Genomic DNA, 19,923 nt, shown 5'->3' with positions numbered 1-19,923 from the left:
CGGCGGCGAGGGGGTCCACGGAGGAACACGTGCCTCACGCCGGGATCGTGCGCCTGGGGAGGGGGCGGAGCGCCCTACTCGTCGATGGCGAGCTCCTTGGGGAGCTCGAACTCCTTGGCCGAGAGCTCCTCGACGTTGACGTCCTTGAAGGTGAGCACGCGCACGGACTTCACGAAGCGGTCGGAGCGGTACACGTCCCACACCCACACGTCGCTCATGCTCAGCTCGAAGTAGAAGTCGTGCTCCGTGTCGCGGCGCACGAGCTCGACCTCGTTCGCGAGGTAGAAGCGCCGCTCGGTCTCGACCACGTACTTGAACTGGGACACGATGTCCCGGTACTCGCGGTAGAGCGCGAGCTCCACCTCGCGGTCGTAGTCCTCGAACTCGTCGTCATCCATGGTCCGTCGATCCTATCCGCCCGGGAGGACGTCACCCTCCGCCGGCCGTGTCGGCGCCCGCCGGCTCCGCCCGGCCCCGTGCGTCAGGACGACGAGCCCGCGAGGACCCCGGTGAGCCACGTGCGGCGGTGCAGGGCCGACGCGCCGCGCTCGCGGATGGCGTCAAGGTGCGCGGAGCTGCCGTAGCCCTTGTTGCCCGCCCAGCCGTACTCCGGATGGTCCTCGTGCCACGCGGTCATCATGCGGTCGCGCTCCACCTTGGCGAGCACGGACGCGGCGGCCACGGAGGCGCAGTCGCGGTCGGCCTTGACGCGCATCCGCACCGGCACGGGATGCGCGAGGTGCGGGGTCAGCCAGTCGTGCGCGCCGTCGAGCAGGACGACGCTGGCGAGCAGCGGCACGCCCGCGTGGTGCAGCTCGACCAGCGCGCGGCGCCCGGCGAGTCCGAGGCACGCCGTGATGCCGAGCTCGTCGACCTCCGCCGCGGAGGCCATGCCGATCGCCGAGTGGCGCACCCACCCCGAGACGACGGGATGGAGCGCCTCGCGACGCTTCGCGCTGAGCATCTTGGAGTCGCGGAGACCGGCCGGGAAGGCCCCGGCATCCGACCCGACCGCGGCCATGCCGACCGCGACGGGCCCGGCGAGGGCGCCGCGACCGACCTCGTCGCAGCCGATGACGAGGGCCGCGCCGGCGGCGAGGAGCTCCCGCTCGAGCTCGAGCGTCGGGTCCTGGACGGGCATCAGCCCGCGGGGACGGGGTCCGGCACGTCGCCGAACGTCTCCGGGTGGTCGCTGAGGATCGACCAGCGGTCGATGGGCCAGGTGATGACGAAGGCCCGGCCGACCACGTGGTCGATGGGGACGAAGCCCCTGGTGGGACCGTCCTGGTTGTACCGGGAGTCCCAGGAGTTGCCGCGGTTGTCGCCCATCACCCAGAGCGAGTCCGCCGGGACGGTGACGTCGAAGTCGACGTCGGACGCACGTGTGACGCCGGGGACGAGCTTGATGTAGGGCTCGTCCAGCGGCACGTCGTTCACGCTCATCTGGCCGAGGGAGTTGCAGCAGACGACGTGGTCGCCTGGCAGACCGATGAGCCGCTTGATCAGGTGATCATTGCTGTCGGACGCGGACAGCCCCACGGCCGTGAGGGCCCAGTCGACTGCGGCCGCGATGGGCGGCTTCTCGACCTGGGGCGAGGGGGTGAGCCACCCGCCGGGATCCCGGAACACGACCACGTCGCCATGCTCCAGCGGCACGAACTTCGGCGTGAGCTGGTTCACGACGATGCGGTCGTCGATCTGCAGCGTGTCCTCCATGGAGGACGACGGGATGTAGAACGACCGGATCAGGAACGCCTTGATCAGGACCGATACGAGGAGGGCCACCACGAAGATGACGAGGACGTCCCGCAGGAACGTCTTCCATCCGCGCGAACGCTTGTCGCTGTGCCTGCCCGAGGATCTGGTGTCCGTGGGCGCCGTGCTGTCTGTCATTTAACCGCCTGAGCTCCCGGCAAGTGTAGATGCCGGGAGCTCGGTCGGAGGACAGGTGGGGATGCGCTAGGAGCGCTTCTCCTTGATCTTCGCCTTCTTGCCGCGCAGGTCGCGCAGGAAGTAGAGCTTCGCGCGGCGCACGTCGCCGCGCGTCACGACCTCGATGTGGTCGATGACCGGGGAGTGAACCGGGAAGGTGCGCTCGACGCCGACCTGGAAGCTGACCTTGCGGACGCAGAACGTCTCGCGGACGCCCTCGCCCTGACGGCCGATGACGATGCCCTGGAACACCTGGATGCGCGAGCGGCTGCCCTCGACGATGTTGACGTGGACCTTGACCGTGTCGCCGGCGCGGAAGTCGGGGATGTCCGACCGCAGCGACGCCTTGTCGACGGAATCGAGGATGTGCATGGTGTACCGCTCTCTGCAACCGCCACGGGTCGACTGCGCATCAATGTCTGGAAGGGGAACGGCCCGCATGAGTGGCCGACTCCCCCGTGGCAGGGTCGACGGCAGGCACGATCGCCCATTGTGTCACCTCGGGCGCGTCGAGCGCAAAGCGGAGGACCGACGGAGGGCGCGGGTCAGTCGAGGCGGATGGTGCGGCCGGCGTCCGGGCCCTCGGCCGCCTTCCACTCCGGCGGACGCGGCTGGGCGTCGCGCTCGAGGACGGAGACGACCTCCTGCATGCGCTGCCGGGTCTCGACGAGCAGCTGGCGGACCGCGAGGACGAGGAGCGCGACCAGCGCCAGCACGGCCGCCACGGCGCACCAGGTGCTCACGACCGAGTAGGTGCCGGCGCCCAGGACGGCGAGCGTGAGCGCCCCGAGCGCGACCGCGTCGGCGGGCGACACGGCCCGCGACTCGCGCACCGACCGGCGGGCGCGCACGAGCCCGAGGCCCACGAGGAGCGCGATGCCGAGGGCGCCGGCCGCGATGATCACGAGGAGCAGCTCCCAGCCGCCGGAGCCGAAGACCGCCCAGCCCACGAGGAGCCAGGCGGGGAGCACCACGACGGCGACGGGCTGCCAGCGGTGCAGCGCGCGACGGAGGGCGAGGGCCGGGGACTGCTGCATGGACCCATGGTAGGAGCGGAACCTGGGCGGCGCCGAGGCTCCTCGATGCCCCTCGCGTAGGATCCATCGCGTGATGGAACTGCGAACGCCCGCCGAGATGGACCAGATGCGACCCGCCGGGGAGTTCGTGGCGCACGTGCTCACGACGCTCGCCGCGCAGGCCGACGTGGGGGTCAACCTGCTCGACCTCGACCGGGCGGCGCACCGGATGATCCGCGAGCGCGGCGCCGAGTCCTGCTACATCGACTACCACCCGTCGTTCGGCGCGAGCCCCTTCGGGAAGGTGCTCTGCACCTCCGTGAACGACGGCGTGCTGCACGGCCTCCCCCACGACTACCGGCTGCAGGACGGCGACCTCCTCAGCCTCGACTTCGCGGCGTCCGTCGACGGCTGGGTCAGCGACTCCGCGGTCAGCGTCATCGTCGGCACCCCGCGCCCCGAGGACGTGCGCCTCATCGAGGTGACGACCGCAGCCCTGGAAGCCGGCATCCGCGCCGCCCAGCCCGGCGGGCGCACGGGCGACATCTCCGCCGCCATCGGCGCGGTCGCGACCGCGGCCGGCTACTCGGTCAACACCGACTTCGGCGGCCACGGCGTCGGCCGCACGATGCACGGCGACCCGCACATCGCGAACCAGGGCCGCCCGAACCGCGGCGTGCCGCTGCGCCCGGGCCTCGTGATCGCCATCGAGCCGTGGTTCCTGCAGAGCACCGACGAGATCTACACCGACAAGGACGGCTGGACCCTCCGCAGCGCCGACGGCTCCCGCGGCGCGCACATGGAGCACACGGTCGCCGTCACGGAGTCCGGGCCGCTGATCCTCACCGCGCGCTCCTAGCGGACGACGGCGCGCGTCCTGCGGTCAGTCGGGCAGCAGGTCCGGACGGACACGTTGGGTGCGCTCGAGCTGCTGCTCGCGACGCCAGGCCGCGATGGCGCCGTGGTTGCCGCTGCGGAGCACGTCGGGCACCGCGAGGCCGCGCCACTCGGGCGGCTTGGTGTAGCTGGGGTGCTCGAGCAGCCCGTCGGAGTGGCTCTCCTCGACGAGGCTCGCCGGGTTGCCCACGACGCCGGGGACCAGGCGCCCGATGGCCTCGATCATCGCCATGACCGCGACCTCGCCGCCGTTGAGCACGTAGTCGCCGAGGCTCACGAGCCGCACGCGGGCGCGGGTGGCCGTGTGGTCCACCACGCGCTGGTCGATGCCCTCGTAGCGGCCGCAGCCGAAGGCGAGGTGCGGCTCCGCGGAGAGCTCCTGCGCCATCGCCTGCGTGAAGACGTCGCCCGCGGGCGACGGGAAGATGACGACCGGATCCGTGTCGTCGGACAGGACCTCGTCGATCGCCTCGCCCCACGGCTCGGGGCGCATGACCATGCCGGCGCCGCCGCCGTACGGGGTGTCGTCGACGGTGCGGTGCCGGTCGTGCGTGAAGGCGCGGAGGTCGTGCACGCGCAGGTCGATGAGGCCGGACTGGCGGGCGCGGCCGAGCAGGGAGATGTCGAGCACCCCGAAGAACTCCGGGAAGATCGAGACGATGTCGATCCGCATGTCAGCGGGCGTCGTCGCCCTCGGGCGCGGGATCCGCGCCGGGGACGGATGCGTCCTCCGCGGCCGGGGCGGCGTCGGGCGCGGCCGCGGGCTCCGCCTCCTCGGCGACGTCCTCGAAGAGGCCGAGCGGCGGCGTGACCACGAGCGTGCCGGCGTCGACGTCGACCGACGGCACGATGGCCTGCACGAAAGGGACGAGGACGGTGCCGTTCGGGGTGTCGACGTGCAGCAGGTCCTGCGCCGGGAAGTGGTCGACCAGCGAGACGGTGCCGACCTCGACGCCGTCGCGGAGGACCTTCAGGCCCACGAGCTGGTGGTCGTACCAGGCGTCCGGCTCGGCGGGCTCGTCGGCCGGGGGCGTCATCCAGAGGATGGCCTTCGCGAGCGACTCGGCGGCCGTGCGGTCGGCGACGCCCTCGAAGAACCCGACGGGGTGGCTGTTGTACCAGCGCAGCTCGGTGAGGGTGAGGGTGCGGCCGTGCCAGGGCGAGGAATCCGGCACCTGGAGGCTGAACTCGGCGCCGGGGACGAAGCGCTTGGCGGGGTCGTCGGTGAACAGCTCGAGCTTCACGGCGCCCTTGAGCCCGTGCGCCTTGGTGAGCCGGCCCACGCGGAACGCCGCGGGGTCCCGGCCCTCGACCTCAGGAATCGGTGTCCACCACATCGACGCGGACGCGCTGGCCGTCGGCGAGAGCCGACACCAGGGTCCGGAGGGCCTTCGCGGTACGACCCGCGCGGCCGATGACCCGGCCGAGGTCCTCGGGGTGCACGCGCACCTCGAGGACCTCGCCGCGGGGGGATCCCTTGCTCGTCACGGAGACGTCGTCCGGGTGCTCGACGATGCCCTTGACCAGATGAGCGAGCGCGGGAGCGAGCATGGGCTAGGCCTGCTCCTCGGTCGCCTCGGCCGGGGCCTCGGTGGCCTCGGGCGCGGGGGCGGCCTTCTCGGTCTTGGGCTTGAGGACCGGCTTCTTCTTCTCGTCGGCGACGTAGGCGGGCTTCGCCTCGCGCGTGCGGACGGTGGAGACCGCGTCCTTGTCCCCCTTGAAGCGACCCCAGTCGCCCGTGAGCTTGAGGAGGGCCTCGACCTGCTCGGTGGGCTGCGCGCCCACGGAGAGCCAGTACTGCGCCCGCTCCGACTGGATCTCGATGAACGAGGGCTCCTCGGTGGGGTGGTACTTGCCGATCTCCTCGATGACGCGGCCGTCGCGCTTGGTGCGCGAGTCGGCGACGACGATGCGGTAGTACGGCGCGCGGATCTTGCCCAGGCGCTTCAGACGGATCTTGACAGCCACAATTCTCCTGAATTTCTTTGTGTGGGGTGAACTGACGGCCGTGAGCGTGGGGGCACACTCGGCATAGGTTCGATGGGGTCTCGCGGCGCCTGATTAGAGGGTCGGACGATCGCGGACTCGACAGATCATTATGGCAGACGCCGGGCGCGGCCGGGACCCCTCCCGTCGGCGCGCCGCACGGCGTCATCGCCCGGCCGCCCCGCGGGGTGCGTGGCATGATCGGACGACACCCGGCGCATGCGCCCCGAGACCCCGTGGACGGCAGGACCCGCATGCAGATCGACTTCGCCCGGCAGCCGCCCTCCCGCGTCGGGATCGAGTGGGAGCTCGCGTGCGTCGACCGCGGATCCGGCGAGCTCGCGGGCGTCGCCCCCGACATCCTCCGCTCGTTCCCGCACGACGACGCGCACCCGCACGTGACCGGGGAGTTCCTCACCAACACGGTCGAGGTCGTGAGCGCGCCGCACGCGCGCGTCGGCGCCGCGGTGGACGACCTCGCGCGCCTGATCGAGCGCGTGGTCGACGTCGCCGACCCGCTCGGCATCGACCTCATGTGCGCCGGCACGCACCCGTTCAGCTCGTGGCCCGACCAGGACGTGACGCCCGACAACGAGCGGTACGCGACGCTCCTCGACCGCACCAGGTGGTGGGGCCGGCAGATGATGATCTGGGGCGTGCACGTGCACGTCGGCATCGACGACGCCGCGAAGGCGCTCCCCATCCTCAACGCGCTGCTCGTTCACCTCCCCCGGTTCCAGGCGCTCAGCGCGTCGAGCCCGTACTGGTCGGGGCAGGAGACGGGATACGCGTCCAACCGCGCGCTCATGTTCCAGCAGCTGCCCACCGCCGGGCTGCCGCCGGACCTCACGACCTGGGCCGACTACGAGCGGCTCGTGGGCGACATGACGCACGTCGGCGTCATCGACCACCACAGCGAGCTGCGCTGGGACATCCGGCCGGCGCCGAAGTGGGGAACGCTCGAGACGCGCGTGTTCGACGGCGTCTCGACGCTGCGCGAGATCGCGTCGCTGGCCGCCCTCGTGCAGTGCCTCGTGCACGACATGTCCGCCGCGCTCGACCGCGGCGAGGAGCTGCCCCGGATGCAGCCGTGGTTCGTGCGCGAGAACAAGTGGCGCGCGGCCCGGTACGGCATGGACGCCATCGTGATCCAGGACGCGGCCGGCGACGAGGCCCTCGTCGGCGACGACACGCGCGCGCTCGTGGAGCGCCTCTCCCCCGTCGCCGAGGAGCTCGGCTGCGGGGACGAGCTCGCCGGGATCCTCGACATCGTCGACGGCGGCGCGAGCTACCAGCGGCAGCTCCGGGTCGCCGAGGAGAACGACGGCGCGCTCGCGCCCGTGGTGACGCACCTGGTCGAGGAGCTGCGCTCAGGTCTCGGTCGGTGAGCCGGGGCAGACTGTCGAGGTGAGCCCCGCCGTCGACATCGTCATCCTCGTCGTCGCGGTCGTCGCGGCCCTCACCGGCTGGCGGCGCGGGGCCATCGTCACCGTCGCCGGGCTGGCCGGGATCGTGCTCGGCGTGCTGCTGGCCCTCGCCATCACGCCCGCGTTCCTGGCGCTCCTCGACCAGTTCGGGGTGGCCACGGGGATCATGCGGACCGTCGCCGCAGCCCTGCTGATGCTCGTCACCACCTCGCTCGTGAGCGGGATCCTCGCCCAGGTCGCCAGCGTGCTCACGCGCCTGCTGCGTCCGCGCGGCGCGGCGCAGGGGCTCGACCGCGGCATCGGCGCCGTGGCCGGCCTCGCCGCGTGGGCCGTGTCGGTGTGGTTCATCGGCGGCTTCCTCGGATCCAGCGGCGTGATCCCCGCGGTCCAGCTCGCCTCGTCGTCGCGCATCCTCGCGACCCTCGACCGCGTCAGCCCGGTCTCCAGCGGCACCGCCCTCTCCGCGCTCGATGACGCCCTGCACGACGTGGGCTACCCGCGGGTCTTCGCGAACGGGCAGGAGTCCATCGCCGACACCGCGGCGCCCGACGCCGACGTGCCCGACGCGGTGCGGCGCTCCGCCGGCAGCGTCGTGAAGATCCTCTCCTCGGCACCCGCGTGCGGCACGTCGTCGGCCGGCAGCGGCTGGGTCGTGCAGGACGGGCGCGTGATCACCAACGCCCACGTCGTCACCGGATCCGACGAGGTGTACGTGCAGCCCGGCGGCACGGGCGAGCTGATGCGCGCGCAGCTGGTCGTGTTCGATCCCGCGCGCGACGTGGCGGTCCTCGCGGTGCCGGGCCTCACCGCCGCGCCGCTCGCGCTCGGCGACGAGCTGGGCCCATCCGACGAGGCCGTCGTCGCGGGTTACCCGGGCGGCGGCCCATACCAGGCGACCAGCGCGCGCGTCCGCGAGGTGATGCAGGCGCTCGGCACCGACATCCAGCACGAGCAGCCGGTGACGCGGGAGATCTACTCCGTCCGCGGCACCGTCCGTCCGGGCGACTCGGGCGGCGCGCTGTTCGACGCCCAGGGCCGGGTCGTCGGCCTCGTGTTCGCGACCTCGACCGTCGACTCCCAGACGGGCTACGCCATGACGCTCGACGAGATCGCGCCCGTGCTCCAGCAGGCCGGCGCCACGGCGCCCGTCGACTCCGGGCGCTGCTCCGTCCGCTGAGCGGGGGCGGGTGCGCGTCCGGTCAGGCCGCCACCACCGAGAGGACGTTGCCGGCCGGATCGCGGAACCACGCGATGTCGGGTCCGTGCCCGCGCATGATGCCGCGGGCGTCCGTCGGCATCCCGTCGTAGATCGCGGTGACGATGCCGCGCGCGTTCAGCTCGACGACCGCGGCCTCGACGTCCTCCACCGCGAGGTTCAGGACGGTGAACGCGGCGGGCACGTGGTCCGGCTTCGGGTAGACGAGGACGCGCGCGCCCGATCCGGGGAGCACGAGCCGGAGCATGCCCATCTCGGGCACCTCCTCGACCTCCAGGCCGAGGGCGCCGCGGTAGAAGGCGAGCGCGGCGGGGACGTCGTCCACGCTGAAGCCGCTGAAGGCGGCGACGGGTGCGAACACGGGGAGCTCCTGACGCGCGGGCCGCGACGGACGGCCGCGACGCTGATCCCACCGTGGCACGCGGCGCCCCGCGCGTCGAGGGCATGCGACGACGGCGCCCTCCCCGCGGGGAGGACGCCGTCGAGGGCGGTGCGGGAGCGCCGGGTCAGCGCCCGAGGAACTTCTGCAGCGAGGCGAGCTCCTCCTCGCTCGGGGCGCCGTCCTGGCCGCCCTTCGCCGCACCGGCCAGGCCGAAGCCGGAGCCCGCGGGGGCCGTGGGGCCGCCGATGCGCTGGCCGGACGCGAGCGCCGCGTTCTCCTGCGCGCGCTTGGCCGGGTTGCCTGACTTCGAGCCCTTCTTCTTCTGCTGCACGGGCTTGCGGCTCGAGTGGGCGCCGGGCATCGGGCCCATGCCGGGGATCTGCGGCATGCCGCCGCGGGCGACCGTGCGCATCATCTTCGAGGCCTGCTCGAAGCGCTGCACGAGGCCGTTGACGTCGGTGACGGTCATGCCGGATCCGCGCGCGATGCGCAGGCGGCGCGAGCCGTTGAGGAGCTTCGGGTTCTGGCGCTCGGCCTTGGTCATCGACTGGATGATCGCCTCCGTGCGGACGATCTCCTTCTCGTCGAAGTTCTCCAACTGCTCCTTCATGGCGCCCATGCCGGGCAGCATGCCCATCATCTTCTTGATGGAGCCCTTGCCGCGCAGCTGCTGCATCTGCTTGAGGAAGTCGTCGAGCGTGAAGGTGTCGCTCGCGAGCTTCGCGGCGACCTCCATGGCCTCCTCCTCGTCGAAGGCCTGCTGGGCCTGCTCGATGAGGGTGAGGATGTCGCCGAGGTCGAGGATGCGGCTCGCCATGCGGTCGGGGTGGAAGGGCTCGAAGTCGTCGAGGCCCTCGCCCGTGGACGCGAACATGATCGGGCGGCCGGTGACGGAGGCGACCGAGAGGGCCGCGCCTCCGCGCGCGTCGCCGTCGAGCTTGGAGAGCACGACGCCCGTGAAGTCGACGCCGTCCTGGAAGGCCTTGGCGGTCGCGACCGCGTCCTGGCCGATCATGGCGTCGATGACGAAGAGGACCTCGTCGGGGTCGGTGGCCTTGCGGATGTCCGCGGCCTGCTTCATCAGCTCCTGGTCGACGCCGAGGCGGCCGGCCGTGTCGATGATGACGACGCTGTACTGCTTGTCGACCGCGTGCTTCATCGCGTCCTTGGCGACGCGGACGGGGTTGCCGCGGCCGTTGCCGGGCTCGGGCGCGAAGACGGGGACGCCGGCCTGCTCGCCGACGACCTGCAGCTGCTGCACGGCGTTGGGGCGCTGGAGGTCGGCCGCGACGAGCATGGGCGTGTGGCCGTCCTTGGCGAGCCACTTGCCGAGCTTGCCGGCGAGGGTCGTCTTGCCCGCGCCCTGCAGGCCGGCGAGCATGATGACCGTCGGCGGGCGCTTCGCGAACTGGATGCGGCGCTGCTCGCCGCCGAGGATCGCGACGAGCTCCTCGTTGACGATCTGCACGACCTGCTGGGCGGGGTTCAGCGCCTGGCTGACCTCGCCGCCGAGGGCGCGCTCGCGGACGGACGCGGTGAACGCCTTGACGACGTCGAGCGCGACGTCGGCCTCGAGCAGCGCGCGGCGGATCTCGCGGACGGTGCCGTCGACGTCGGCGGCGCTGAGCTTGCCCTTGCCGCGCAGGTTCTTGAAGGTCTCGGCGAGGCGGTCCGAGAGTGTTCCGAAGGTAGCCATGGTGGGTCCAGCTTAACCGGCGCCGGAGCGCGGTCGGGCCAGGCCCGGGTCAGCCGACCAGGTCCTGCGCGGACACGTGGGGGCCGGCGAGGTCCTGCGCCCGGACGGCGTCGGGTCAGCCGACGAGGTTCTGGGCGAAGACGTGGGGCGTGAAGCCGGTGAGGTCGCCGATGCCCTCGCCCTGGCCGATGAGCTTGATGGGGATGCCCGTGCGCTCCTGCACGTTGAGGATGAAGCCGCCCTTGGCGGATCCGTCGAGCTTCGTGATGACGAGGCCCGTGACGCCGCCGTGCTCGATGAACGCCTGCGCCTGCGCGAGCCCGTTCTGGCCGGTCGTCGCGTCGAGGACGAGGAGCACCTCGGCGATGGGCGACTGCTTCTCGACCACGCGGCGGATCTTCGACAGCTCGTCCATGAGGCCGCCCTTGGTGTGCAGGCGGCCGGCCGTGTCGATGATGACCATCTCGGTGCCCGTGCGCATCGCGTGCTCGACGGTCTGGAAGGCGACGCTCGCGGGATCCTGCCCGGGCTGCTGCGGGCGCACGATCTCGACGCCCGCGCGCTCGGCCCAGGTCGCGAGCTGGTCGACGGCCGCGGCGCGGAACGTGTCCGCCGCGCCCACGACGACCGTGCGGCCGTAGTTGCGGAGGAACTTCGCGAACTTGCCGATGGTGGTGGTCTTGCCGACGCCGTTGACGCCGACCACGAGGATCACGGCGGGGCGCGCGCTGAGCTTGAGCGTGGGGTCGTGCTTCGCCAGGCGCTCCTCGATGCTCTCGCGGAGCATGCGCTGGAGGTCGCGCGGGTCGGTCGTGCGGTAGCGCTCGACCTTCTGGCGGAGGTCATCGATGGTGGCCTCGGTGACGTCGGGCCCGAAGTCCGCGGTGATGAGGGCGGTCTCGAGGTCGTCCCACGTGGTCTCGTCGATCGTCGGCTTCGCGAACATGCCGCGGAGCGCGCCGGAGAGGGACCAGGGGGTGCGGGCTGCCATGTGCCCAGCGTAGCCGCGGGTCAGGAGGCCGCCCGCTCCTCCGGGGCGTCGGCGGGAGCCGGGGACGCGTCGTGGGCGGCGGCGACGGACGGGGCGTCGTCGGATCCCGCGGTCGGCGTCGCGGGACGCGGCTCGCGGCTCACCCGCTGGCCGACCACGGCGCTCACGCCGTCCTGCCGCATCGAGACGCCGTAGAGGGCGTCGGCGATCTCCATGGTGCGCTTCTGGTGCGTGATGACGATGAGCTGCGACGTGTCGCGGAGCTGCTCGAGGATCGTGAGCAGGCGGCCGAGGTTGGCGTCGTCGAGGGCCGCCTCCACCTCGTCCATGATGTAGAACGGGCTCGGCCGGGCGGTGAAGATCGCGATGAGCAGGGCCACCGCAGCGAGCGATCGCTCGCCGCCGGACAGCAGCGACAGGCGCTCGATGCGCTTGCCCGCCGGACGCACGCTGACCTCGATGCCCGTGGTGAGGAGGTCGTCCGGGTCGGTGAGGTGGATGCTGCCGGTGCCGCCCGGGAAGAGGATCGGGAAGACGCGGTCGAACGCCTGGCGCGTGTCCTCGAACGCGGCCGCGAACACGCCCTGCATGGTGCGGTCGAGGTCGTCGATGATCGTGAGCAGGTCCTTGCGCGTCGCCGTCAGGTCGGCGAGCTGCTCGGTGAGGAACAGGTGCCGCTGCTCGAGCGCGGCGAACTCCTCGAGCGCGAGCGGGTTGACGCGGCCCAGCTGCGCGAGCTTCCGCTCGGCGGACTGCAGCCGGGCACGCTGCTCCTCGCGGTCGAAGGGGCGGGTGGGGACGGGCGGGGCGGCGTCGGTGTCGTCGTCGGCGGCGGCGTCGGGATCCGCGTCGGCGTCGTCCCCGTGGTCGGTCGGCTCCGCGCGCTCGGCCGGCGCATCCACCGGCTCCGCGACGGCCTCGGCCCCGTCATCGGCATCCGCGTCCGGGTCGGCCGCTGCGTCCTTCCGGGGACGCTGCCGCGGCGGGAGCGGCGCCTCCTCGGGCACGGGCACGTCGGGACCGTACTCGGCGACGAGCACCTCCTCCCCCAGTCCGAGCTCGCTCGCGGCGCGCTCCAGCAGCTGCGAGACCTGCAGGCGCTTCTCGTAGATCTGCAGCTCCAGTCCGTGCACGTCCTCGGTGATCCCGTGCAGGCGCTCCCGCAGCTCGGCCTCCTCGCGGCGGAGGGCGGCCAGCTCGGCGTTGCGGCCCGCGCGGGACTCCTCGGCGCGGGCGAGGACGAGCCGCGCCTCGGCGGTGCTGCGGTCGGCGGCGCGGACGACCGCGGGCAGGGCGTCGGCGACGGACGCGGCCCGGGCGATCTGGCGGCGGCGGATCACCTGGCGGCGCGCGGCCTCCTCGGCGGCGGCGCGCTCGGCGGCGAGGCGACGCTCGAGGGCGACCGTGCGCTCCTGCTCCGCGCGCACGCGCTCGCGGGCGGTCTCGACCTGCAGGCGCGCCTCGATCTCGGCCTCGCGCGCCGCCTCCCACTCCGCGACGAGGGCGTCGCGGCCGCTCGCGTCGAGCACGGGACGGGGCCGGGATCGGGCCTCGTCGAGCGCGCGCCGCGCGGCGTCGGACGCGGCGACGGCCTCGTCGACGGAGGCGCTCGCGAGGTCCAGGCCGCGCTGCACCCGCGCGAGCTCGGCGGCGGCGGACTCGGCCTGCGCGCGGGAGCGGCTGAGGCGCTCGGCGTGCGCGGCGAGGCGCGCGTCGGCCTCGCGGAGCCCGCCGAGCGCCGTGGCGGCGCGCTCCCGGGCGGCGCGGAGGCGCTCCCGGCCGGCCGCGAGGTCCACCTGCAGGTCGTCGATGCGGGCGCGCACGCCCGTGAGCGTCGCGGCGGACGCCTCGCGCGCGGCGACGAGCTCGAGCTTGGAGCGGGTGGCGCCGGATCCGCCGCGCAGCACGTGCGCCTGGACGACCTCGCCCGCGCGGGTGATCGCGGTGGCGGGCGCGGCGGGGCCGTCGAGGAGGGTGACCGCCTGGTCGAGGTCGTCGACGATCACGACGCCCGCGAGGATCCGCCGGACGCCGTCGGGCGCGTCGACCACGGAGGACGCGGGGACCGGGCCGCCCGCGGCGGCGGCCGGGGCGTCCGCCGCGGCGCCGGATCCCGCGACGACGACCTCGACGCGCCCGAGGTCGTCGTCCACCGCGCGGCGCAGCGCCGCCACGGCGTCCTCGTGCGTGTCGGCGAGCACCGCGTCGGCGAGCGTGCCGAGCGCCGCGGCGACCGGGGCCTCGAAGCCCGGGTGGACATGCACGTGCTCGGCGAGGAGGCCGCGGACGCCCGGCAGGCCGGCGGCGACGAGGTCGCTGGATCCGTCGCGCTGGTCGAGCGCGCTCGCCAGGGCCTGCTCGCGCGCGGCCAGGGCGTCGCGCTCGCGCTCCCTCGCGTGCAGCTCCTCGCGCACGGCCTCGATGGCGGACTCCTCGGTGGCGACGTCGGCCTGCGCGTCCTCGTAGGCGCGGGTCAGCTCGGATCCGCCCTGCTCGTCGGCCTCGCCCTCCGCCTCGCCGCGCTCCCGCTCGGCCTCCGCCGCGGCGAGCCGGGCGCGCGCCGCGTCGAGCGCGTTCTGCTGCCGGAGCACCTCGCCGCGCACGGCCGCGAGACGGGATCCCGCGGTCTCGGCGCGTCCCGTGAGCCCCGCGATCTCGAGGTCGTGCCGGGAGACGAGCGCGCTCTGCGCCTGGATCTCCTCGTCGAGCGCGTCGAGCGCCTGCCGGGCCGCGGCGGTCGCCTGGCGGGCGGACGCCCAGCCCGCCTCCGCCTCGGCGATGAGCGCGACGAGCCGCTCGGCCTCGTCGCGCGACTCCTGCACCTGCGCCGGCGTGGTACCCGCGGCGGCCTCCGGGGCGTCGTCCGCGGAGCCGAGGAGCGCGAGCCGCTGCTGCGCGAGCGAGAGCAGGTTGCGGAGGCGCTCCTGCACCTGCTCGAGCGCGAAGGCCGTGCGGCGGGCGCCGTCGACCTCGTCGCCCTCCTGCTCCTCGACGATGCGCGCGGAGCGGAGGACGGCCCGGTCGAGCTTCTCCTGCAGCACCATGCGCTCGGTCGTGCGCTCTTCCTCGGTGCGCGTGTGCTCGGCCAGCGCGCGACGGAGGCCCACGACCTCGTCGGCGACGAGGCGGGCGCGGGCATCGCGCACGACGGCCGCGACCGTCTGCGCCTGCCGCGCGACCTCCGCCTGCCGGCCGAGGGGCTTGAGCTGCCGCCGGATCTCGCCGGCCAGGTCGTTGAGGCGCGTGAGGTTCGCCTGCATCCCCTCGAGCTTCCGGAGGGTGCGCTCCTTGCGGCGGCGGTGCTTGAGGATCCCCGCGGCCTCCTCGATGAAGCCGCGTCGCTCCTCGGGGGTCGCGCGGAGCACGTTGTCCAGCCGACCCTGGCCGACGATGACGTGCATCTCGCGGCCCAGGCCGGAGTCGCTGAGGAGCTCCTGCACGTCGAGCAGGCGGCAGGACGTGCCGTTGATCGCGTACTCGCTGCCGCCGTTGCGGAAGAGCGTGCGGCGGATCGCCACCTCGCTGTAGTCGATGGGGAGCGCGCCGTCGGCGTTGTCGATCGTGAGCGTGACCTCCGCGCGGCCGAGCGGCCCGCGCGTGGACGTGCCGGCGAAGATGACGTCCTCCATCTTGCCGCCGCGGAGGGTCTTCGCGCCCTGCTCGCCCATGACCCAGGCGAGGGCGTCGACGACGTTCGACTTGCCGGATCCGTTCGGGCCGACGACGCACGTCACGCCCGTCTCGAACTGGAACGTGGTCGGCTGCGCGAACGACTTGAACCCCTTGAGGGTCAGGCTCTTCAGGTGCACGCCCGTCGCCCTCCTCGCGTGATGGTCTCGATCACGCTACCGGACGGGAGGCGCCTGGCCGGGAGCCGCGCGCGTGAGGCCCGGCCCGTCGTGCCGCCGCTACCGTGGTGGAGCGCCGGCCCCGGACGGTCGCGCGCGCCGACGAGGGAGCCGACCATGCCGCACGACGCCGACGACCGCGCCTTCGCCGTCGAGGAGGTCCGCCCGCCGACCGCCGCCGGCGCCGCGGGCTGGGACGACTTCGTGGCCCTCACCGACGTCGTCAACCGCGCGCAGTCGCACGACCTCGGACACGACGCGTTCGTCTGGCTCCCGCAGGAGCTGATCGCCGACTACGCCGACGTCGCGCACGTGCGGAAGCGCCTGTACGCCGCCCGGGTCGACGGGCGGATCGTCGGCCGCGGCCTCCTCACGACCTGGCTCAACGATCCGACGACGTCGGACGTGGCCGTCTCCGTGCTCCCCGAGCACCGCCGCCAGGGCATCGGGCGGGCCCTGCGCGAGCGCGTCGAGCGGATCGCGCTCGAGGAGGGCTGCCGGACGCTGATGGGCTTCACGATGCACCGCGCCGAGGCGAACGGGACCCCCATCCCCTCCCCCACGGGCATCGGCGCGGTGGGGGCCGACGACCCGTCCTCCCGCTTCGTCGTCGATGCCGGCTACCGCCTCGGCCAGACCGCGCGGACGAGCGCGCTCGACACCGTCGCCGCCGCCCCGACGCTCGCGGCGCACCTCGCCGACGCGCGCCGCGCCGCCGGGGACGCCTACCGCGTCGTCTCGTGGGTCGACGCGACGCCGGAGCACCTGCTCGACGACCTGGCCGTGCTGCACACGCGCATGTCGACCGACACCCCGCAGGGCGACCTCCCGCAGGCCGAGGACGCCTGGGACGCCGACCGGATCCGCCAGGCCGAGGCCCGCCGCGCGTCCGCCGGCCGCACGGGTCTCACCACCGCGGTCGAGCACGTCGCGACCGGCCGCCTCGTCGGCTTCACCGAGATCGCCGTCTCCCCCAGCGGCCGCCGATCCGACGGCCACGCGTACACCTACCAGCAGGACACGCTCGTGCTCGCCGAGCACCGCGGCCACCGCCTGGGCATGCTCCTCAAGGTCGAGAACCTGCGGCTCCTGGCGCGCGAGGCGCCCGAGGCCGACCGCGTCGTCACCTGGAACGCGGACGAGAACCGGCCGATGCTCGCCGTGAACGAGGCGCTGGGGTTCCGTCACGTCGGCACGAGCGGGAGCTGGCTGCGGGAGGTCGACGCGGCCCGCTGAGGGTGGACGGAGCTCGGCCTGGGCTGATCTCGGATCGGATCTCCTCGACCGCGAGCGGGGATGGTGCTGAGCCGCGGCATGAGCGCCGCGCACGAGGGCTCCCGCGGTCTCCATGTCGGTGCCCGACATCTCACCCGAGGGGCAGGCGGGATCGCTTCGGGGAGCTGTAGCCTCGTGAGCCCGGTCGGTGAGGTCGGAGGAAGAGGACCGGCCGGCATGGGAGGAGATGATCGTGGGCCCTGACCCTCAGCTGGTATCCGTCTGGGCGGGGCACTTCGACAGCGAGGAGCAGTTCTTCTCGCATGTCGAGATGCAGTACGAGGGTGATTCGGTCAGCAGCGCCTTCATCTCCCGATCAGGTGTGCCCTGGTACGACGAGGACTTCGCCGAGGGCATCTACCTCGAGGGGTGCCGTGATGTCCGGGCCGCCCTCTGCGGGCTGTCCTGGGGGGCGTCGTTCGCGCATGCCCTGGTCTCCGCCATCGATCTGCACGGATTCAACGCGGTGTACGTCGTGTACGACCTCGAGGGCTCTCCCGGTGCCGGCACCGCCGACGCTCCGTTGACCTACATCGGTGCATGCGAGTACAGCAAGTCGGCATCTCCGACGTGAGAGGCGAGCGCGCGACCGCATGTGACGAGAGGGACCGCGGACCCAGCCGGCGTCGCGACAGGCGCCCGCCTGCTACTTCGCGTGGGGTGTGCACGACCTCGGAGCACCACGGCGAAGCGCCCGACCGCGCGCAGCTCGTCGATGTCGACGGGCTCGTATTGCACGACCCGCCGTCACCCACCCTCGACATCGCGCGCACCTCGGTGACCCGTCTCACCATCAGCGGCATCCATGCGCCGCTGAGGCTGCGGATGCCGACGGACCTGAGGCAGATCCCGCTCTCCGGTGAGCTCGATTCGCTGCTCGTGGACGGCGAACCGCGATCCGTCGCCCTGGTCCAGCTCTGGGGCGACGTCAGTGCCGGGCTTCCCGAATGGTGCCTCGGCGCCGAACACCTCGAGATCAGCGACACGGCATCACTCGATCTGATGCCCTGACCCGGGCGGTGAGGTTGCGCGAGCTCTCGCTTCGTGGAGGGCGACTATCCCCTCGGGTACGGCGCGTTGTACGTCTACGCCGACTTCGACGCGCACGGGCGGGTCAGCGAGGTCGTCCCGGGATTCAGCCAGTTCTAGGCCGAGGCGACCGAGACCGCATCACGCGGGAGGGCAGGGAGGCCGCGACTCAGATCTGCTCGTCCTCGGCCTGCTCCAGCGTCCCCGTCCACCACCCGTCGACGCCCAGCGCATCGGGGTCCGCGGCTTCCCACCGCTTCCGCAGCCGCTCCACGCGTCGCTCATGCGACACCGCCGGCGTTCGCGGAGCCGCGGGCTTCAGCGCGCCGGCGCGCATCAGGGCGAGACGCTCCGCCATCTGCGCCGCTGTCCTCACGACGGGACCAGACGGGGGCGGCCCGTCGCGCACGTACTCGTCGAACGCCTCGAGGAACTCCTCGAGCGCCTCCCGGTCGCGATTCAGCGGGATGACCTCCCCGTTCGCAGCACGTACGACGACGACGCGTCCGTCGGCACGCTCCTCGACGGAGAACTCGTCGCCGAACATGCGGCCGATCACCCTCGTGCCTGCGGCAGGGGGCTCATCCCGGCCGCCGAGATCTCGTGGGAACAGCTCGAAGCCCAGGGAGTGCTCTGCCATGCGCGTAGGATACGCGCCAGTCCCCGTCGCCATCGGATCGCACTCCAGCCGCCGAGCATGTGTCACGGACGGGCGATCCCCGACTGGATGACCGGACCATGACGTCATTCGGACCCGGCGACACCGTGATCATGGTCGGTGGTGGAGACGGCGGCTACGTCGCCCGCGTGGAGACACCGCGGACCGTGCTGAATGTCCTGAACGCTGCTGACGACGACGGGGTCGACATCACCGTCGGCGGGCAGGCCTGTGTACATCCGGGCTCTCAGGTGATCGAGCTCGCCCAGGTCGTCGCCGCTCTCCAGGATCAGCTGTCCGTGATGGAGGACCAGCATGCCGAGTACGAGGTCATCGTGAAGCAGCCGGGCGAGCTCCGAGGCCGATACTTCGGCTGAGCTGCTTCCTCGTATGAGATGCGGAGCCCCTCCCGTCGCCTTCCCCCTTCACCCGGGTCCCACGGACCCGCCGTGCGGAATGGCGCCGCTCGGCTCCCCCCCTCAGTCGAGGAGCTCGCGTGCTCGCATCAGTTCGTGGTCGAGCAGGTCGTCGACCTCACCCAGGCGCTCGGCCATGTCCACCGCCTCGATCAACAGGGGGCGGGCGGAGGGACGATCTCCCTGGCTGCTGAGCATGTCACCGAGGATCACCAGCGCTCGTACCCGCACGACCGAGTCGGCGTCGTCTGCGTCGACCAGCTGACGCAGGGTGGCCACTGCGGCCGCGTGATCGCCGCGGTCGGCCTGCATCAGGGCCTTCCGCACGGTCATCTCAGCGTCCATGGGGTATGAGCGTACGGGAACGGGCGTGGCGGAGCGTGGACGGCATCCGGAGCGACCGATCCCATCTTCGCTCCGCATCCCGCTATCGTGCTCCCGATGAGGCTGCTCGACGTGATGACCGAGGCTCGACTCCACAGCGGCTGCGCCGTGCTGCCACCGACGTCCCTTCCTCGGCTGCGTGACGACATCGAGACCCTGCCTGCTGACCTGGTCACGTTCTACCGCTCCTGCGGAGGTGCCACGCTGTTCATGGGCCAGGCGGGCGAGGTGCAGGTTCTCGCGCCCGAGGACGTGATACCCGCGAATCCGGTGATCGCGGGCGATCCCGGATGGGACGACCCGACGAGCCGGAGCGCGTATCTGGTCGCTCGTACGTCCTCCGGTGAGTTCGTCACCGTGGATCTGTCCGTCGATCGTCCCGATCGCGTGCTGGACAGCTTCTCCGAGCTCCACGGCGTCGTCGGGAGCTGGCCCGTGATCGCACCGTCCTTCGAGGCGTTCCTGGTCAGCGTCTGGCAGACACGAGGCGACCACCTCTACTGGGCACCCCGAGCGGCACCCTCGAGCTGCTCTTCCCCGACGCCTATGCGGAGTGACGATCCCCTGCGCCCGGCGATGCGGCCGAGCGCAGCTCGATCCGCGCCAGTCGCGCATTCCCATCGGCACTCTCTGGAGTGCTGCTCGATGCGCATATCGGCGGCTGAGCGTCGAAACCCCTCCTCGGGGAGGAGAGACCAGCGCCATCGTCCCGTGCCGCATGGATCCTGTTGACCCACGGACATCTACTCGCATAGATGCCGATCTCACCG

Annotated in this window: 23 protein-coding genes; 8 read left to right on the top strand and 15 right to left on the bottom strand. The window is 72.6% G+C overall.

Annotated elements, in window-relative coordinates; all coding sequences use genetic code 11:
* Nucleotides 1–74 precede the first annotated feature (74 nt).
* The 5 genes from FGG90_RS02895 to FGG90_RS02875 all read right to left on the bottom strand — a co-directional run bounded on the left by FGG90_RS02895 (nt 75) and on the right by FGG90_RS02875 (nt 2,969).
* Complete coding sequence (locus FGG90_RS02895; RefSeq protein ID WP_086516136.1) at nt 75–398, bottom strand: DUF2469 family protein; 324 nt, start codon at nt 396–398, stop codon at nt 75–77.
* A gap of 83 nt (nt 399–481) precedes the next feature.
* Nucleotides 482–1,141, bottom strand: coding sequence for a ribonuclease HII (locus tag FGG90_RS02890; RefSeq protein ID WP_094130647.1), 660 nt, complete (start codon nt 1,139–1,141; stop codon nt 482–484).
* Nucleotides 1,141–1,893 carry a signal peptidase I gene (gene lepB / locus FGG90_RS02885; RefSeq protein ID WP_094130649.1) on the bottom strand — a complete coding sequence of 251 codons (753 nt, stop codon included), beginning with the start codon at nt 1,891–1,893 and terminating at the stop codon, nt 1,141–1,143. The genes FGG90_RS02890 and lepB overlap by 1 nt, the downstream gene beginning before the upstream one ends.
* Before the next feature lie 66 nt (nt 1,894–1,959).
* Nucleotides 1,960–2,304, bottom strand: a complete 345-nt coding sequence (rplS, locus tag FGG90_RS02880; protein ID WP_012298189.1) for a 50S ribosomal protein L19 — start codon at nt 2,302–2,304, stop codon at nt 1,960–1,962.
* A 173-nt stretch (nt 2,305–2,477) separates the two neighbouring features.
* On the bottom strand, nt 2,478–2,969 hold the full coding sequence (locus FGG90_RS02875; protein ID WP_094130651.1) for a hypothetical protein: 492 nt from the start codon (nt 2,967–2,969) through the stop codon (nt 2,478–2,480).
* A 70-nt stretch (nt 2,970–3,039) separates the two neighbouring features.
* Here FGG90_RS02875 and map point away from each other — a divergent pair, with 70 nt between their 5' ends.
* Nucleotides 3,040–3,807, top strand: coding sequence for a type I methionyl aminopeptidase (map, locus tag FGG90_RS02870; protein WP_094130653.1), 768 nt, complete (start codon nt 3,040–3,042; stop codon nt 3,805–3,807).
* 24 nt (nt 3,808–3,831) lie between these two features.
* Here map and trmD read toward each other — a convergent pair whose 3' ends face one another.
* From trmD to rpsP, 4 genes are read right to left on the bottom strand one after another with little or no spacing between them, the layout of a single operon-like run.
* Complete coding sequence (gene trmD / locus FGG90_RS02865) at nt 3,832–4,518, bottom strand: tRNA (guanosine(37)-N1)-methyltransferase TrmD (protein WP_094130655.1); 687 nt, start codon at nt 4,516–4,518, stop codon at nt 3,832–3,834.
* A 1-nt stretch (nt 4,519) separates the two neighbouring features.
* Nucleotides 4,520–5,182 (bottom strand): ribosome maturation factor RimM, encoded by a 663-nt coding sequence (gene rimM, locus FGG90_RS02860; RefSeq protein WP_094130657.1) that lies wholly within the window; start codon nt 5,180–5,182, stop codon nt 4,520–4,522.
* Entirely contained in the window at nt 5,160–5,396 is a 237-nt protein-coding gene (locus tag FGG90_RS02855; RefSeq protein ID WP_012038054.1) for an RNA-binding protein, read from the bottom strand. The genes rimM and FGG90_RS02855 overlap by 23 nt, the downstream gene beginning before the upstream one ends.
* A 3-nt stretch (nt 5,397–5,399) precedes the next feature.
* Nucleotides 5,400–5,813, bottom strand: a complete 414-nt coding sequence (rpsP, locus tag FGG90_RS02850; RefSeq protein WP_094130658.1) for a 30S ribosomal protein S16 — start codon at nt 5,811–5,813, stop codon at nt 5,400–5,402.
* A gap of 272 nt (nt 5,814–6,085) precedes the next feature.
* Here rpsP and FGG90_RS02845 point away from each other — a divergent pair, with 272 nt between their 5' ends.
* Together FGG90_RS02845 and FGG90_RS02840 are read left to right on the top strand one after the other, a co-directional pair.
* Nucleotides 6,086–7,219, top strand: coding sequence for a glutamate--cysteine ligase (locus FGG90_RS02845; protein ID WP_165771408.1), 1,134 nt, complete (start codon nt 6,086–6,088; stop codon nt 7,217–7,219).
* 19 nt (nt 7,220–7,238) lie between these two features.
* Nucleotides 7,239–8,435 (top strand): MarP family serine protease, encoded by a 1,197-nt coding sequence (locus FGG90_RS02840; protein WP_094130660.1) that lies wholly within the window; start codon nt 7,239–7,241, stop codon nt 8,433–8,435.
* Nucleotides 8,436–8,457: 22 nt separating this feature from the next.
* Here the strand turns inward: FGG90_RS02840 and FGG90_RS02835 are convergent, their stop codons facing one another.
* From FGG90_RS02835 to FGG90_RS02820, 4 genes are all read right to left on the bottom strand, one after another.
* Entirely contained in the window at nt 8,458–8,835 is a 378-nt protein-coding gene (locus FGG90_RS02835; protein WP_094130661.1) for a VOC family protein, read from the bottom strand.
* A gap of 145 nt (nt 8,836–8,980) precedes the next feature.
* The gene (gene ffh / locus FGG90_RS02830; RefSeq protein WP_094130662.1) at nt 8,981–10,552 is read right to left on the bottom strand and encodes a signal recognition particle protein; all 1,572 of its coding nucleotides are present in this window, start codon (nt 10,550–10,552) and stop codon (nt 8,981–8,983) included.
* Between the two features lie 115 nt (nt 10,553–10,667).
* A complete protein-coding gene (ftsY, locus tag FGG90_RS02825) occupies nt 10,668–11,543 on the bottom strand; it encodes a signal recognition particle-docking protein FtsY (protein ID WP_063072657.1) in 876 nt (291 codons plus the stop codon).
* Between the two features lie 20 nt (nt 11,544–11,563).
* The gene (locus FGG90_RS02820; protein WP_094130663.1) at nt 11,564–15,352 is read right to left on the bottom strand and encodes an AAA family ATPase; all 3,789 of its coding nucleotides are present in this window, start codon (nt 15,350–15,352) and stop codon (nt 11,564–11,566) included.
* A 156-nt stretch (nt 15,353–15,508) separates the two neighbouring features.
* On the opposite strand from FGG90_RS02820, the gene FGG90_RS02815 reads away from it, so the two are divergent.
* From FGG90_RS02815 to FGG90_RS02805, 3 genes are all read left to right on the top strand, one after another.
* Nucleotides 15,509–16,627 (top strand): GNAT family N-acetyltransferase, encoded by a 1,119-nt coding sequence (locus FGG90_RS02815; protein WP_094130664.1) that lies wholly within the window; start codon nt 15,509–15,511, stop codon nt 16,625–16,627.
* 232 nt (nt 16,628–16,859) lie between these two features.
* A complete protein-coding gene (locus FGG90_RS02810; RefSeq protein ID WP_165771409.1) occupies nt 16,860–17,240 on the top strand; it encodes an immunity 22 family protein in 381 nt (126 codons plus the stop codon).
* 86 nt (nt 17,241–17,326) lie between these two features.
* Nucleotides 17,327–17,677 carry a hypothetical protein gene (locus FGG90_RS02805; protein ID WP_094130666.1) on the top strand — a complete coding sequence of 117 codons (351 nt, stop codon included), beginning with the start codon at nt 17,327–17,329 and terminating at the stop codon, nt 17,675–17,677.
* Nucleotides 17,678–17,864: 187 nt separating this feature from the next.
* Here FGG90_RS02805 and FGG90_RS02800 read toward each other — a convergent pair whose 3' ends face one another.
* The gene (locus FGG90_RS02800; RefSeq protein ID WP_165771410.1) at nt 17,865–18,335 is read right to left on the bottom strand and encodes an SUKH-4 family immunity protein; all 471 of its coding nucleotides are present in this window, start codon (nt 18,333–18,335) and stop codon (nt 17,865–17,867) included.
* Between the two features lie 98 nt (nt 18,336–18,433).
* On the opposite strand from FGG90_RS02800, the gene FGG90_RS02795 reads away from it, so the two are divergent.
* Nucleotides 18,434–18,730, top strand: coding sequence for a hypothetical protein (locus FGG90_RS02795; RefSeq protein WP_094130668.1), 297 nt, complete (start codon nt 18,434–18,436; stop codon nt 18,728–18,730).
* 102 nt (nt 18,731–18,832) lie between these two features.
* Here FGG90_RS02795 and FGG90_RS02790 read toward each other — a convergent pair whose 3' ends face one another.
* The gene (locus FGG90_RS02790; protein WP_094130669.1) at nt 18,833–19,114 is read right to left on the bottom strand and encodes a hypothetical protein; all 282 of its coding nucleotides are present in this window, start codon (nt 19,112–19,114) and stop codon (nt 18,833–18,835) included.
* 96 nt (nt 19,115–19,210) lie between these two features.
* On the opposite strand from FGG90_RS02790, the gene FGG90_RS02785 reads away from it, so the two are divergent.
* A complete protein-coding gene (locus FGG90_RS02785; protein WP_133065165.1) occupies nt 19,211–19,885 on the top strand; it encodes an SMI1/KNR4 family protein in 675 nt (224 codons plus the stop codon).
* The last annotated feature ends 38 nt before the right edge of the window (nt 19,886–19,923 follow it).

This window comes from Clavibacter michiganensis subsp. tessellarius (genome assembly GCF_021922985.1).
Classification (GTDB): Bacteria; Actinomycetota; Actinomycetes; order Actinomycetales; family Microbacteriaceae; genus Clavibacter; species Clavibacter tessellarius.
This window is presented reverse-complemented; position numbering and strand designations above follow the sequence as displayed.